This is a genomic window from Hydrocarboniphaga sp. (genome assembly GCF_028291725.1).
In the GTDB taxonomy this organism is placed as follows: domain Bacteria; phylum Pseudomonadota; class Gammaproteobacteria; order Nevskiales; family Nevskiaceae; genus Hydrocarboniphaga.
The window spans coordinates 24983-39906 of sequence record NZ_JAQGNT010000066.1; the positions used below are offsets into that span (position 1 = coordinate 24983).

Annotated in this window: 14 protein-coding genes; 6 read left to right on the top strand and 8 right to left on the bottom strand. The window is 65.1% G+C overall.

Annotated features, from left to right (window positions below; genetic code table 11):
* Nucleotide 1 precedes the first annotated feature (1 nt).
* From JWQ90_RS18650 to JWQ90_RS18675, 6 genes are all read right to left on the bottom strand, one after another.
* Nucleotides 2-838, bottom strand: coding sequence for an HAD family hydrolase (locus JWQ90_RS18650; RefSeq protein WP_299696514.1), 837 nt, complete (start codon nt 836-838; stop codon nt 2-4).
* Nucleotides 839-846: 8 nt separating this feature from the next.
* A complete protein-coding gene (zwf, locus tag JWQ90_RS18655; RefSeq protein WP_366919546.1) occupies nt 847-2346 on the bottom strand; it encodes a glucose-6-phosphate dehydrogenase in 1500 nt (499 codons plus the stop codon).
* A 71-nt stretch (nt 2347-2417) separates the two neighbouring features.
* A complete protein-coding gene (gene gnd / locus JWQ90_RS18660) occupies nt 2418-3395 on the bottom strand; it encodes a phosphogluconate dehydrogenase (NAD(+)-dependent, decarboxylating) (RefSeq protein WP_299696516.1) in 978 nt (325 codons plus the stop codon).
* A gap of 162 nt (nt 3396-3557) precedes the next feature.
* Entirely contained in the window at nt 3558-6392 is a 2835-nt protein-coding gene (locus JWQ90_RS18665; RefSeq protein ID WP_366919544.1) for a bifunctional transaldolase/phosoglucose isomerase, read from the bottom strand.
* A 55-nt stretch (nt 6393-6447) separates the two neighbouring features.
* The gene (tkt, locus tag JWQ90_RS18670; RefSeq protein WP_299696518.1) at nt 6448-8508 is read right to left on the bottom strand and encodes a transketolase; all 2061 of its coding nucleotides are present in this window, start codon (nt 8506-8508) and stop codon (nt 6448-6450) included.
* Between the two features lie 170 nt (nt 8509-8678).
* Nucleotides 8679-9401 (bottom strand): ROK family protein, encoded by a 723-nt coding sequence (locus tag JWQ90_RS18675; protein WP_299696519.1) that lies wholly within the window; start codon nt 9399-9401, stop codon nt 8679-8681.
* Nucleotides 9402-9825: 424 nt separating this feature from the next.
* Between JWQ90_RS18675 and JWQ90_RS18680 the strand changes: the two genes are divergently transcribed.
* Together JWQ90_RS18680 and JWQ90_RS18685 are read left to right on the top strand one after the other, a co-directional pair.
* On the top strand, nt 9826-10917 hold the full coding sequence (locus JWQ90_RS18680) for a catalase family peroxidase (protein ID WP_299696520.1): 1092 nt from the start codon (nt 9826-9828) through the stop codon (nt 10915-10917).
* Nucleotides 10914-11453, top strand: a complete 540-nt coding sequence (locus tag JWQ90_RS18685; protein ID WP_299696521.1) for a cytochrome b — start codon at nt 10914-10916, stop codon at nt 11451-11453. The genes JWQ90_RS18680 and JWQ90_RS18685 overlap by 4 nt, the downstream gene beginning before the upstream one ends.
* A gap of 202 nt (nt 11454-11655) precedes the next feature.
* Here JWQ90_RS18685 and lexA read toward each other — a convergent pair whose 3' ends face one another.
* A complete protein-coding gene (gene lexA, locus JWQ90_RS18690; RefSeq protein ID WP_299696522.1) occupies nt 11656-12315 on the bottom strand; it encodes a transcriptional repressor LexA in 660 nt (219 codons plus the stop codon).
* Nucleotides 12316-12420: 105 nt separating this feature from the next.
* On the opposite strand from lexA, the gene JWQ90_RS18695 reads away from it, so the two are divergent.
* The 3 genes from JWQ90_RS18695 to JWQ90_RS18705 all read left to right on the top strand — a co-directional run bounded on the left by JWQ90_RS18695 (nt 12421) and on the right by JWQ90_RS18705 (nt 13846).
* Entirely contained in the window at nt 12421-13002 is a 582-nt protein-coding gene (locus JWQ90_RS18695) for a phospholipase D family protein (RefSeq protein ID WP_299696523.1), read from the top strand.
* A 291-nt stretch (nt 13003-13293) separates the two neighbouring features.
* Complete coding sequence (locus tag JWQ90_RS18700) at nt 13294-13671, top strand: hypothetical protein (protein WP_299696524.1); 378 nt, start codon at nt 13294-13296, stop codon at nt 13669-13671.
* Nucleotides 13661-13846, top strand: coding sequence for a DUF2158 domain-containing protein (locus tag JWQ90_RS18705; protein WP_299696525.1), 186 nt, complete (start codon nt 13661-13663; stop codon nt 13844-13846). The genes JWQ90_RS18700 and JWQ90_RS18705 overlap by 11 nt, the downstream gene beginning before the upstream one ends.
* A 5-nt stretch (nt 13847-13851) precedes the next feature.
* On the opposite strand, the gene JWQ90_RS18710 is transcribed toward JWQ90_RS18705, so the two are convergent.
* Nucleotides 13852-14031: a hypothetical protein gene (locus tag JWQ90_RS18710; RefSeq protein WP_299696526.1), complete on the bottom strand. Its 180-nt coding sequence runs from the start codon at nt 14029-14031 to the stop codon at nt 13852-13854.
* A 125-nt stretch (nt 14032-14156) separates the two neighbouring features.
* Here JWQ90_RS18710 and JWQ90_RS18715 point away from each other — a divergent pair, with 125 nt between their 5' ends.
* Nucleotides 14157-14906 (top strand): transporter, encoded by a 750-nt coding sequence (locus JWQ90_RS18715; protein ID WP_299696527.1) that lies wholly within the window; start codon nt 14157-14159, stop codon nt 14904-14906.
* The last annotated feature ends 18 nt before the right edge of the window (nt 14907-14924 follow it).

The window sequence follows — 14924 nt, forward strand, 5'->3', positions numbered from 1 at the left end:
CCTAGGGTTTCGAGCCATGAACTCGCGGCAGGATGTAGCGCTGTATTGCACTGGCGACGCCGTCGTCGACATTGCTGTCGGTGACGAAGGCGGCGCGCGCCTTCACTGCGTCCGTGGCCTGGCCCATCGCGATCGCCAGGCCGGCGCGTTCGAACATCGGCAGATCGTTGTCGGCGTCGCCGATTACCGCGACCCGCTCCAGCGGCACGCCGATGCGCTGCGCCAGCGCGGCGACGGCGTAGCCCTTGGTCGCTTTCAGATCCGTGACGTCGATGTAATAGGCCTGCGACCGCACCGCCCGCGCCTGGCCTTCGACCGCTGCGGCGAGATCCTTTTCGATCTGCGCGAGCCGTGGATGATCCGAGCTGGCGGCGACGATCTTGTCGATGCGATCCAGGTAGGGCTCGAAGCTTTTCACGAGCACCGGTTCGGAGGCGATCGTGCGGCGCTCGCGCGGCACGTATTCGCCGTCGGCATCGAGCACGAACCATTCGTTGTCGGCATAGACCCAGGTTTCGAGCTGGTTCCCCAGCAGCATGTCGAGCGCGATGGTCGCGGCCGCCAGTGTCAGCCGGCTGGCCTGCGCAAGGCTGCCGTCGGGATTGACGATCGTGCCGCCGTTGAATGCGGCGTAAGGCTGATCGATGCCCAGCATGTGCTTCGGGTACAGCATGCCTTGCGGCGGCCGGCTGCTGACGATGGTGAACGGCACGCCGGCAGCGCGCAGCTGTTGCACGGCGGCGACGGTCGCGGCACCGACAATCTTGTCGGCATGCACCAGCGTCCCGTCGACATCGGAAATCAACAGCTCGATCGGCGGCAGCGAATCCTGGCTCATGGCGGTCGTCATCCGAGTGAATGCCAGCTGCGCTTCTCGCGGGCTAGCAGTTCGTCGGCGCCTTTCGGGCCGGCGCTGCCGGCAGCATAGCCTTCCACGGCGCCCTCGCCCTTGGCCCAGGCGTCGAGGAAAGGCTGCACCGCGCGCCAGCCGGACTCGATCGCGTCGGCACGCTGGAACAGGGTCTGGTCGCCGATCAGGCAGTCATAGATCAGCGTCTCGTAGCCGGTCGAGGGCTGCAGCTCGAAGGCGTCGGCATACGAAAAGCCCATGTCGACATCGGCGATCTCGACGGTCGGCCCGGGACGCTTGGCGTGGAAGTCCAGCCACAGGCCTTCGTTCGGCTGGATCTGCATGATCAGATAGTTGGGCTTGAGCTGGCGGATCTTGGTGCCGCGAAACTGCGCATACGGCGCCGGCTTGAAGCAGATTGCAATCTCGGTATCGCGCGCGCTCAGGCGCTTGCCGGTGCGCAGGTAGAACGGCATGCCGACCCAGCGCCAGTTGTCGATCATCAGCTTCAGCGCGACGAAGGTTTCGGTTTCGCTGCTTCGTTCCACCTTGTCTTCACTGCGGTAGGCCAGGACTTGTCTGCCGTCGATTTTGGCCGCGGTGTATTGCCCGCGCGCCGAGTTGGCGATCGCCTCGTCGGGCATCGTCGGCCGGATCGCACCGAGCAGCTTGGCCTTCTCGTCGCGCACCGCATCGGCCGCGAACGCCGACGGCGGCTCCATTGCCACCATCGCGAGTAATTGCATCAGGTGATTCGGCACCATGTCGCGCAGCGCGCCGGTGTTCTCGTAAAACGATCCGCGCTGCTCGACGCCGACGGTTTCCGCCGCGGTGATCTGGATGTGGTCGATGTAGTGATGATTCCAGATCGCCTCGAAGATGCCGTTGGCGAAACGGCTGACGAGGATGTTCTGCACCGTCTCCTTGCCGAGAAAATGGTCCATGCGATAGACCTGCTTCTCATTCATCACGTTCAGGATGCGCGTATTCAGTTGCTGTGCGGATGCGAGATCGGAGCCGAAAGGCTTTTCTATGATCACGCGGCGGAACGCGCTGCGGGTCTCCTGCAGCAGAGCGGCCTTGCCCAGGCATTCGACCACGTCGCCGAAGAAGCGCGGTGCGGTGGCCAGGTAGAACACGGCGTTGCCGCTGCTCGCCTCTTTGATCCTGGCGGCGATGCCTTGGTAGGTCGCATCCGCCAGGAAATCGCCCTGCAGATACGAGATGCGCTTGGCGAGCTTGCCCCACAATTTGGGATCGAGCTTCTGATTCTTGATTTCATCGCGGATGAAATCACGCAGGCTGTCGGCGTATTCGCCATCGCTGCGCGGATTGTGGTCGACGCCGACGATGCGCAGGCTGTCGTCAATCAGGCCGTCACGGCGCAGATTGCACAGCGCCGGCATCAGCAGCCGCTTGACCAGGTCGCCGGCGGCACCGAACAGGAACAGGGTCGCCGATGGCGCCAGTGCTGCCCGCTTCAGATCGGGCTTGATCTTCGGCGGTTTATTTTTCGACACGGATGTTGCGGCGGCAAGCTGCTTCGCGTCGGCCTTGCTGCCCACCATTACTGCGGGATCTCGACATGCCCGCCGAAGCCGAAGCGCATCGCCGACAGCAGGCGGTCGGCATAGGTGTGTTCTTCGCGCGAACGGAAGCGGGCGAACAGCGAGGTCGCCAGCACCGGCACCGGCACCGCCTGCTCGACGGCGGCATCGATGGTCCAGCGGCCTTCGCCGCTGTCGGCGACTTCGCCGGTGTAATGGGCCAGCGAGGCGTCGCCGGCGAGCGCCGACGCGGTCAGGTCCAGCAGCCACGAGGACACGACGCTGCCGCGGCGCCAGACTTCTGCGATATCGGCCATATCCAGATCGAAGCGCTGATCCTCGGGCAGCATCGTCGAATTCTTGTTCTTCAGGATGTCGAAGCCTTCGGCATAGGCCTGCATCAGGCCGTACTCGATGCCGTTGTGAACCATCTTGACGAAGTGGCCCGAGCCCGCCGGGCCGGCATGGATATAGCCGCGCTCGGCGCGATCGTTGGCGGCCTTGCGGTTCGGCGTGCGGTCGATCGTGCCGTAGCCCGGAGCGAGCGCATCGAACAGCGGCTCGAGCCGCTCGAAGATTGGTTTGTCGCCGCCGATCATCATGCAGTAGCCGCGCTCCAAGCCCCAGACGCCGCCGGAGGTGCCGACGTCGATGTAGTGGAGCTGCTGCATGGCCAGCGTTCTGGCGCGGCGGATGTCGTCCTTGTAGAAGCTGTTACCGCCGTCGATGATCGTATCGTCCGGATCGAGCATCGATGCAAGCTGCGTGATCGTGTCTTCGGTCGGCGCGCCGGCCGGCAGCATCACCCAGATCGCGCGCGGCCTGGCCAGGCTGGCGACCATCGCCTTCAGGCTGTCGACTCCGGCGGCGCCGTCCTTGACCAGCGCGGCGACCGCGTCGGCGCTGCGATCGTAGACGACGGTCTGGTGATGCTTGCGCATCAGGCGGCGGGCGATATTGCCGCCCATGCGACCTAGTCCAATGATGCCGAGTTGCATGGCGGGTTCCCTGTTGAAATTAATCGGTTGAAAGTAATCGGTTGCATTCCCTCTCCTGGGAGAGGGTGTCGCGCCAGCGACGGGAGAGGGATGCTTGCAGCTGCAAGCGTCCACCCTCTCCCGGCCCTTTGGGCCACCCTCTCCAACGGAGAGGGGAAAAGCTCATACCTCTTGCCGGACCGCGTGTGCGATGCGCTCGAGACCACCAGCGACGTCGCCGCCCTTGATATGAATGCGCAGCCAGCGCCGGCCACGCTCGCGCAGTACGCCGAGATCGCCCTGGGCCTGCGCCAGTTCGACGACGCCGAAGCTGATCCTGCGATCCGGGATCGGCAGATCCTTGGCCGCGTCCGAGGTGATCTGCAGGAACACGCCGCTGTTCGGTCCGCCCTTGTAGGCCTGGCCGGTGGAATGCAGGAAGCGCGGGCCAAAGCCCGAAACCGTCGCGTTGTGCCGGGCATCGCGGATGGCAACGCGCATGCTTTCGATCAGCGCCTCGTGCGCGGCGTTGCGCTCGACGTAGGCGAGCACCGCGGCGTAGTCGCCGGCTTGCAGACGCGCCAAATGCGCGGCGATGATCGACTTCAGGCTGCCGTCGCCTTTCAACGCGGCGTCGCCGTAAAACACCAGCGCGCCGTCTTCGGCGAGCGGCGTTTCCGCGGCCAGCTTGCCGGTGTTCTCGTAGTCGTCGGTCAGCGCGCGCGTCTTGATCTTGCTCGCCTCGACATCGGGCTGGTCGAAAGGATCGATGCCGATCACCGCGCCGGCAATCGCGGTGGCGACTTCCCAGCGCACGAACTCCTGGCCGATCAAGCCGGCGTCGGCCAGCGTGATGCGCACGAGCGGATGTCCGGCCCTGGCCAGCGCATCGACTTGCGCATCGAGATCGCGGCTGTCGTCGCCGGCCAGCTTCAGGTACGCGAACAGACGATCGCTGCCGTAAACGCCCGGTGCCCCGATCGGCTCGGCCGCGACCGGCACGACGCCCTTGCCCTGCTTGCCGGTGGATTCCGCCAGCAGTTGCTCCAGCCAGTAGCCGATGCTCGAAAGCTTGGGCGATGCAAACACTGTCAGCTTGTCGCGCCCGGCCTTGAGCGCTTCGCCGATCACCGCGCCGAGATAAATACCGGGATTGATCGCCGGCGGCGCGCTCGGCCCGCAGGCGCGAACCATCGGCCGGGTGCGCTCGTAAAACGCAGCGACGTCGTGGCCGCTGACAGCGAGCGGCACCATGCCGAAAGCCGACAGTACCGAGTAGCGTCCGCCGATCGCGGGATCGCCGCTGATGATCGCGCGGTAGCCATCGCGCCGGGCAGCCGCCTCCAGCTGGGAGCCCGGATCGGTGACCGCGACGAACTGCCGGCCGGCCTTGTCGGCGCCAACCGCCTTGACGACGGCGGCATGGAAATAAGCGCGCAGGATTTCAGGCTCTAGCGTCGCGCCGGATTTGCTCGAGACGATGAAGACGCTGCGCGCGATATCGATGCGGCTTTGCACCGCGGCGATCTGCGCCGGATCGGTCGAGTCGAGCACCTGCAGGCGCGGCGCGCCCTTCGCCGATCCCAGCGTCAGCGACAGCACCTCCGGGCCGAGGCTCGATCCGCCCATGCCGAGCAGCACCGCGTCGCGGAAGCCTTCGGCGGCGATGTCGCGGCCGAGTTGCGACAGCAGCCTGGCATCGACCTGCGTGCCTTCCGCTGCCGGCAGCCAGCCCGTCCACTTCGATTCGTCGCCGCTGGTCCACAGGCTGGCGTCGCCTTTCCACAGACGGCGCTGCCAGCCGTCCTTGCGTGCGTGATCGAGGCACTTCTCTACCGCCTTGGCCAACGTATCCGGCAAGTCGTAGCTCACGGTGTTCTGGCGCTTGCCCAGAAACGTGCTGCGCTTGGCGCCGACCGCGGCGAGCAGCGCGTCGGCCGCGTCGGTGAACTGCTTGGCGCCGTCGACGACCAGATCCGCCGTTACACCGGCGAGATCGAGCCCCAGACGCTCGGCATCGGCGAGTACGCGCTTGGCAGACTCGATATCCTGGTTGATGGTTTCAGCGACCGTGCCGTGATCGCGGAACGCATCCATGGTCTTCGGCGGCATCGTGTTGACGGTGTCGCGGCCGATCAGCGTATCGACGTACAAGGTGTCGGGATAGTCCGGATTCTTGACGCCGGTCGAGGCCCACAGCAGGCGCTGCACTTGCGCGCCCTTCGCTGCCAGCGCCTTCCAGCGCGCGCCGGCGATCAGCTGCTCGTAGTCCTGATACGCAATCTTCGCGTTGGCGATGGCCACTTTGCCCTTCAGCGATTTGAGCAGGGCTTCGTCGGCACCCGCGCCCGCCTTGAGCCTGGCGTCGATCGCCGCATCGATCCTGCCGTCGATACGGCTGACGAAGAAGCTGGCGACGCTGGCGATGCGGTCCACGCTCTTGCCGGCTCTGGCCCGCGCTTCCAGGCCGGCAACATAGGCCTCGGCGACCGCGCGATACGAGTCCAGCGAGAACAGCAAGGTGACGTTGATGTTCATGCCCTCCTCGATCAGCTGGCGGATCGCCGGCACGCCGTCGGCGGTTCCGGGGATCTTGATCATCAGGTTCGGCCGATCGACCATCTTCCACAGCCGCCGTGCCTCGACCAGCGAGCCAGCGATATCGAAGGCGAGATAAGGCGAGACCTCGAGGCTGACGTAGCCGTCGAGCGCCTGAGTTCGCTCATAGACCGGGCGCAGCGCATCGGCAGCGGCCTGGATGTCCTGGATCGCCAGATGCTCGTAGACGTCGACGACATCGGCATCGGCCCGGTCCAGAAACGCCTGCAGGCTGCTGTCGTAGTCGCTGCCCTGGCCCATTGCCTTCTCGAAGATCGACGGGTTCGAGGTCACGCCGCCCAGGCCATCTTCGGCAACCAGTTTCTGCAGACCTCTCTTGTTGAGGAACTCGCGGCTGACGAAATCGAGCCAGGGCGACTGCCCGGCCTCGCTGAGTTTTTTAAGTGTGCTCACGATCATATGTCCTTCGTGTAGGTCGGCAATCCCTTGCCGACGTGGGTGCGCAATCGACGGTTTATTTTGTTTTCGATGCCTGTTCGGTAGCGAGCTTGACCAGGTTGTCGACAGTGAAGCCGAACCTCGCCTGCAGCTTGGCCAGTGGTGCGGATGCGCCGAAGCTTGTCATCACCAGCTTGGCGCCGCTGATACCGACGTAGCGATCCCAGCCCAGCGGCCCGGCCTGCTCGACCGCGACGCGGCCGGTGACCGACGGCGGCAATACTTGCTCGCGATACGCAGCGTCCTGCTGCTCGAACAGCTCCCAGCTCGGCAGCGACACCACGCGCGAGCGGATGCCCGCGGCTTTCAGCTGCTCGTGCGCCTCGATGCACAGCGACACTTCGCTGCCGGTGCCGATCAGGATCACCTCGGGCTTGCCGCCGTCCGCGTCGGCGAGCACATAGCCGCCGCGCGCCAGGCCACTGGCGGCGGCGTATCGGCTGCGATCCAGCGTCGGCAGCGGCTGGCGCGTCAGCACGATGCACGCCGGCTGCCGGGTCAGCGACAGTGCCAGCTTCCAGGCCTCCGCGGCTTCGTTGGCATCACCCGGCCGCAGCGTGATCAGGCCCGGGATACCGCGCAGCATAGCCAAATGCTCGATCGGCTGATGCGTGGGGCCGTCTTCGCCAACGCCGATCGAATCGTGCGTGAACACGAAGATCACCGGCAGCTCCATGATCGCAGCCAGCCGGATCGGCGGCTTCATATAGTCGCTGAACACCAGGAAAGTCGAGGTATACGGCCGCAGATACGACAGCGCCAGGCCGTTGGCGATAGAGCCCATCACGTGCTCGCGCACGCCAAAATGCAGGTTGCGGCCACCATAGCTTTTCGCCTGGAAGCTGCCGGCGCCTTCGAACGTCAGATTGGTTTTGGTCGACGGCGACAGATCGGCGGAGCCGCCGATCAACCAGGGCAGCTGCTGAGCAAACGCATTGAGCACTTTGCCGCCGGCCTCGCGCGTCGCAATACCTTTCGCGTTGGGCTCGAAGCTCAGCTCGGATTGTGCCCAGGCCTGCGGCATCTGGCCGGCGCGCATGCGCTGCAATTCGTCGTATAGCGCGGGCTCGGAGGATTGGAGCTGCTCGAGGGCCTTCTGCCAGTCGTCGTAAGCCGGCTTGGCATGCTCGGCCATCGCGTCGCGCAACACATGGCGCGCTGCTTCCGGCACCAGGAAGCTCGAATCCTCCGGCCAGCCGTAGGCCTTCTTGGTCAGCTTGATTTCATCGACACCCAGCGGCTCGCCATGCGCGGCCGCGGTGTTGTGCTTGTTCGGCGAGCCGTAGCCGATCACGCTGTCGACGACGATGAGAGTCGGTTTGTCGGTGGTCTGGTTGAACGCCTCGATCGCGGCGGCCAGCGCTGCCGTATCGTTGGCGTCCGCGACATGCAGCGTGTTCCAGCCCAGGCCGCGAAAACGCATCGCGACATCGTCGCTGAATGCCAGCTCGGTATGGCCTTCGATGCTGATGGTGTTGTTGTCGTAGATCCAGCACAGGTTCGACAGCTTCAAGTGGCCGGCCAGCGAGGCGGCCTCGTTGGACACGCCCTCCATCATGTCGCCGTCACCGCACAACACGTAGACCTTGTAGTCGAAAATTTTCGCGTCGTCGCGATTGAAGTGCTGCGCCAGCCAGCGCTCGGCCATCGCCATGCCGACACTGTTGCCGCAACCCTGGCCCAGCGGGCCGGTGGTGGTTTCCACGCCGCTCGTCAGCCGGTATTCCGGATGGCCGGGCGTCTTCGAGTCGAGTTGGCGGAACTGCCTGATGTCGTCGAGACTCACCGCCGGTTTGCCGCTGGGCTTGCCATCAGCATCAATCTCCGTCACGCCGGCCAGATGCAGCAGCGAGTACAGCAGCATCGACGCATGACCGACCGACAGCACGAAGCGATCGCGATTCGGCCAGTCCGGATGTTCAGGGTGATACTTGAGGAACTGCTTCCACAGTGTATAGCTGACCGGGGCCAGCGCCATCGGCGTGCCCGGATGCCCGGAGTTCGCTTTCTGCACCGCGTCCATCGCCAGTGTGCGGATCGTGTCGATGCACAGGCGATCGCTCGGGTTTTCAATCATGTTCATGCTCCGTTGAACTGCGATGAGCTAGGCGCCGATGTTACGCAGCTGGGCTGGCAGCCGAGCTGAATGAGCCCTGCCCGTCGTGAGCGCCTGGCGACTGCAAAAGTAGACGCTTATAGCGCACGCGGAGGCGAGTGATCGAGTACACCCGTGCCGAACGGCCGCTTTCATTTTTTTGCGCGCCGCTGGCCGACCCGCCACAGTGCGGCACCGCCCTCGATGCCGGCGATGTTCGAGCCGATGCTGACCGAGAGCGGCAGATCGTCGGCGTCGACATGCCGCGCGTTGCCGCCGCCGATGATGATGCGGTCGGGATGCAGCAGCACCTCGAGCAGCGCCAGCGCCTGGCGCAGCCGCTTGTTCCAGCGCTTTGCGCCACCATGCTGGAACGCGGCATCGCCCAGGACTTCGTCATAGGTCTTGTCGTCACGCAGCGGATGATGCGCAAGCTCCATGTGCGGCGTCATCTCGCCGTCGCGGAACAGCGCGGTGCCGACGCCGGTACCGAGCGTGATGACCAGCTCCAGACCCTTGCCGCGGATCAGCGCAAGGCCCTGCATTTCGGCGTCATTGATGATTCGGGACGGATGACCGCCGAGTTTTTTCGACAGCACGTCAGCGAGCGCAAAACCGGCCCAGAGTCCGGTGTCCAGGTGCGGCGCCGTCAGCACCTTGCGATTACGGATGACGCCCGGAAAACCGATCGAGATTCGATCGAATGCCGGCAGGCCCTGGACCAGCGCAACCACGGTATCCACCAGCCGCTTCGGCGGACAGGGATGCGGCGTCTCGACGCGGACGCGCTCGCTGCGCATCCTGCCGCGCTGATCCAGCACGGCCGCTTTCAGGCCGCTGCCACCGATGTCGATCGCCAGAATCCCGGGCTTCAAGACTGTTCCTTGTCCGTTGTATGCGTAGGTGGACTATGCAGGAAGACAATGGTTGCATAAGGCTTTCCATGAACCGAGCGCCCGACCCACCCGTAGGCTGGGTTGCAGCGAAGCGGAAACCCAGCGCTGGATTCGGGCCGCAACGCTGGGATTCCGCTTCGCTCCATCCCAGCCTACGCAGGGGTTCAGGGTCCGTCGGCAGGTCCGCAAGGAACACGGGGCTCTCCATGAACCTAGGGAATCCACGGTCGCTCGTAGGGTGGGCAAAGCGAAGCGTGCCCACGCTACGGGTTCTGCGCCACAGGGTCACGAAACCGCCGTCCTGATTGCAGCAGCGCAGGCCGTGGCACTGCGCTAAATTAACCGCGCCAGTCTGCTTCGGCTCCAGCCGGGTACCCGCGACCGCTCAAAGGAATGACCGCGCATGCCGCCATCCACGCCCCGTTCCGCATCGCCTGCACCGGTACTGCTGAAGCTTGCGATCATCGCCCTGGTGCTGCTGATCTTCGCCAGCGCGTTCGGCTATGCCGGCGGATGGCTGGGCAGCCGCGGCTTGACAGGCAGCGCGATGGTCGACGCGCTGCAGGCCAATGCGGACCCGCATCCCGGCTTCCGCCGCAATCACGCCAAGGGCATCTGCGTCAGCGGTTATTTCGAAGGCAATGGCGACGGCGCCCGGCTGTCGTCGGCTGAATTCTTCACCGCCACCCGCGCGCAAGTCGTCGGCCGTCTGGCGCTCGCCGGCGGCGATCCCTACGTCGCCGACGACAGCGTGCCGGTCCGCAGCCTGGCCCTGCAGCTGCGTCTGCCCGACGGCCAGGAATGGCGTACCGGCATGAACGATATTCCGGGCTTCCCGGTGTCCACGCCGCAGGCTTTTCAGGAACTGACCGAGGCCTCGCACCCCGATCCGCAGACCGGCAAACCCAGGCCCGATGCGATGAAGGCATTCCAGGCGCGGTATCCGGAGGCCGCCGCCTTCGGCGAGCGGCTCAAAGCCAGCCCGCGCTCGTCGAGCTTCGCCAACGACACTTACAACGGCATCAATGCTTTCGTATTCGTCGCCGCCGATCACCGCCGGCATCGGGTGCGCTGGTCCATGGAGCCGGAGCTGCCTTTCGCTCCGCGAACTGCCGCAGCTGCCGAGCCGGCAGCCCGCGACGCGCTGTTCGACGATCTGCTGACCCGGCTCGATCAGGGCCCGCTGCATTGGCATCTGATCGTCACCGTCGCTGCGGCCGGCGACGCCAGCGACCGGGCCGCCGAGCCCTGGCCCGCCGATCGCGAGCGCATCGACGTCGGCAGGCTGACGCTGACCGGTGCCAGCAGCGAACCCCAGGGCAGCTGCCGCGACATCGTCTATGACCCACTGGTGCTGCCGTCCGGCATCGAAGCCTCGGACGATCCGCTGCTCAGCGCGCGCTCTTCGGCCTATGCGGTCTCCTACCGGCGACGCGCCGGCGAACCACCCGGCGACAGCGCCATCAATGACCGCAAGGCCGGGAGCGCGCCATGAAGCTGCACGCTCGCTTCAGGCCGCTGGCGCGGCTGCTGCACTGGAGTATGGCGGTGCTGATCATCGCGATGCTGTTCATCGGCGCCGGCATGATCGGCGGCGCGCCGGAGCGGTACTCGGCGCTGCTGCGCGTACACAAGAGCATCGGCATCACGATCCTGCTGCTCGCCGCGATCCGGCTTGTCTATCGCCTGCTGCATCCGGCGCCAGCGCTGCCTGCCGATTTGCCGCGCCTGCAACGCGCCGCCGCGTTCGCCTCGCAGGTGCTGCTGTACGCGCTGATGTTCGCGCTGCCGATGGTGGGCTGGGCGATGCTGTCCGCCGAGGGCTATCCGATCCTGATCTACGGCGGGCTGCAGCTGCCACCGCTGATGCACGCCGACGCGATGTGGTATGCGCATCTGCGCAGCCTGCACTCGCTGCTCGGATACCTGCTGTTCTTCACGGTGCTGCTGCACCTGGGCGCGGCGCTGTTTCATGGGCTGATACGGCGTGACGGCGTGTTGTCGTCGATGGCCTCGCTGCGCCGCCCGTAGGTCGGCCATCCCTTGCCGACGTGTACCCCGGATGCGCGATCACTACCTCCCAAAAAAAAGCCGGTGTAGGAGCGGGTCATACCCGCGACTCCGGCCTTGAACGGCACGGTCGCGGGTATGACCCGCTCCTACAGGTGCAGAGTCGGGAATGGCGCATCCGGAGTACACGTCGGCACAGGATGGCCGACGGTACGACGCTTTTTCAGGGCAGCGGACCACCGGCATAGCGGATCAGGCCGGCGTATAGGCCTTCGATCGCGAACTCGGTGTTGTCGGTGTCGATGCGGATCGGGGCGTAGCGCTGCTGGTCGTCGTTCTCCGACAGCAGCACCACGAACCGGCCCTGCCTGGTGTACCGCTTCAGCGCCATCGTCATGTCGCCGGTCTGGGGATCGGGGATACGCACCGCGACGATCTGGCGATTGCTCGCCTCGTGCGTCTGATGAATGCCGACCAGGTCGCGGTCGAAGATGTTCGCGTTCTGCATCGACCAGCCCTCGACCCGGCGCAAAAACTGCGCGCGCGGCCGGAACAGCGTCGGCTCGACCGTCAGGTACTCCTCGACGTTCTCGTCGCTCATCACCGGCGTGCCGGCCGCGATCCGGCCGATCAGCGGCAGGCTGTTCGGCGGCAGCGCCGCGACGGTGCCCTGCAGGATCGTCAGGCCTCGCGCGGTCGAGTCTTCAGCCGCGATGTAGCCCTTCTCGGCCAGCGCCGCCAGATGCAGCCGCGCCATCGAGCGGGTGAAGCCCAGCGCATCGCCCATCTCGGTCTGCGTCGGCGGCCGGCCTTTCTGCTGGACGTACTGCTGCAGGAAGGCCAGGACCCTGGTCTGTTTTTCGGTCAGTGCCGGGAGCTGCATATTTATTTTTTCTGTCGGCCATCAGTGGTACTACCATTAGTGGTAGTATCCCCCTGCCCGGTCTCCGGGCGCAACCACCATCTCGTCCCGCCTCGGTGCATCTCCATGAAAACCGCTCCTCTGAAATGGATTTATGTCTGGTTCACCGCCGCCGCGGTGCTGATCAGCGCAAGACCGGCCGGTGCCGCCGAGATCGCGGTCGCATTCTCGCCTGGCATCGGCGACCTGAACGCCGAGGAGCTGGTAATCGAGACCATCGGCACCGCGCGCCAAAGCATCCGGCTCGCGGCTTATGCGTTCACCTCCAAGCCGATCGCCAAGGCGCTGCTTGCCGCGAAACGGCGCGGCGTCGACGTGCAGGCGGTACTCGACAAGTCCAACCTGACGGAACGCTACGGCGCCGCCCAGTTCCTGGCCAACACCGGCATCCCGGTGCGCATCGATTCGGAGTATGCCGCCATGCACGACAAGTTCATGGTCATCGACTCCCATACCGTGCAGACCGGCTCGTTCAGCTATACCTCGGCAGCGGCGAAGGCCAATGCAGAGAACGCGATGGTCGTGCGCAACCATGCGAGCTTTGCCAGCGAATACGATGCCGAGTGGCGCCGCCTGTGGAAAGAATCGCGTCCGCTGATGCGCAACGAAGTGTCACGCAGCGGCGATATGCGCCTGTTCGAGCGCTAACATTTCGTAACAAGATCGCGTTGAACTACCTCCTCGAGCCGCCCTCCAAGACCTTGAGCGTGAATCTCCCCCTATACACGCTTTCCGCCTACTCCCCCTACGGCGGATCCGGCATCCCCCGAGCCGGAGCTTGTACCCCCGCGAGTCCCTCCCCCGGCTCGCGGGGTTTTTTATTTGCGCGGCGTTTATCCGCAGAGCACGGTGGCGATGCACCCGGCTGAGTCGTTTTCGACGAGCGTCCATGCCGCTTGTGATAAAAGAGTCGCCCGTTGAAGGTTTCCAGGGTGTCTTATGAAGTGGTTCGCTTATGACGTAGTCCCCGTTGATTTCAACTGGGAGTACCTGAAGACGGTGCGGGAGACGGTGCGCGAGATCGCCATCAACGATGCCGAGGCGCGCGTCCATGGCAGCGACGTCCCGCCGCCCGACATGGAAGAATTTCTCGACGCCTGGGACAGCGCCAAGGAAGCGGCGACCAATGCCGGCTGGGTTGGCGACTCGACCAACGACCCCGCGGTATTCTGGCTGCCCGTGGTCGGCAGCTTCACGTTCGGCTTCGTGATCAAGCAGGACAACGAGGACAGCACGTTCGTGATCTCGCCGGTCGAACTGCCGCATCTCGGCGTCGCAGTGGAGACGCAGACTTCCGAGAACTTCGATGTCGAGTGACATCAAGGTCGGCGACGCGGTTCGGCTCAAAACCGGCGGCGCCTCGATGACGGTGGAATCGATCGAAGGATGGAAAGCGGTCTGCGTGTGGCGCGACAACAACAAGCCGTATCGCGAGCCCTACCCTCTGCTGGTTCTCAGAGCCGACGCCGGCCCGGCCGCGGAAACAGCCTAGCGCGTTCAGCAGGCACGCGCCCGGCTCTGGATATGCCTGGCTTCGATCGCCTGCTTGATCGAATCGAGCCGGGCCTTGGCGAGCCGCTCGATCGCGCTGACCGCCGCACTGGCCGCTTGCTTGTCCGCCGCCAAGGACGGATTTGCCGCCATAATCTTGATATTGGACCTCAATCTGTTGGACATCGATCGTTCTCCTTGGTGAGAGGTTTTTCGATAGTTGACCCGGACTATCGCGGGCGGCACTACTGTGCCCGGTCCAATGGCGGCGCGCCGCCGATTCCGTCTCAAAAGGTGCCGAGGGAGTACCGATGCCGAGTCGCCTGCCAATTCTGAGCCTGCTGCTTGCGGTGCCGCCGTGCTGGGCCGAGGTGCCCGAGTTCGACCGGCCCGGCATCTCGTTCCCGACCAGTACGATTCCGGTCGGCGGCTTCGCCATCGAGCAGGGCCTGCCGGACCTCAGCTACGACTCGGGCTCCGGCCTGCGGTCTACGCAGTACGGATTCGATACCGTGGTACGGGTCGGCGCTGCAGCTCATGCCGAGCTGCAGCTGATCACGGCGCTGTACAACCGCTTGGATCAGCACGACACGTCCGGCAGCCACCATGCGGACGGCAGCGGCGATACCGGAGTCGCGCTCAAGCTCGGCCTGCCGGGCAATGACGGGCGGCGTTCGATGGCATTTCTCGGCAGCCTGATGTTCCCGACCGGAGACACCGAGTTCAGCGAAGGCAAGCCGACCGTGTCGCTGGGTACCAGCGCCAGCTTTGCGCTCGGCGACCAGCAGGCGCTGTCGCTGTATGCCAATGTCGACCACAACGACGGCCGCAACACCTGGACGCTGTCGCCCGATGTTTCTTTCGAGCTGAGTGACACGGTCGGCGCCTTCGTCGAGGCCGGCGCGACCCTGGCCCGCGGCGATGACGACTACGTCGGTGGCGGCGGCTTCACCTGGCTGGTGCTGCCGAACGTGCAACTCGATGTCTATGCGGACCTGGGCCTGACAGCAAAGAGCACCGATCTGCAATCGGGTTTCGGTGTTTCGGTCTATTTCGAGTAGGTTGACCTCGTGTAGGTC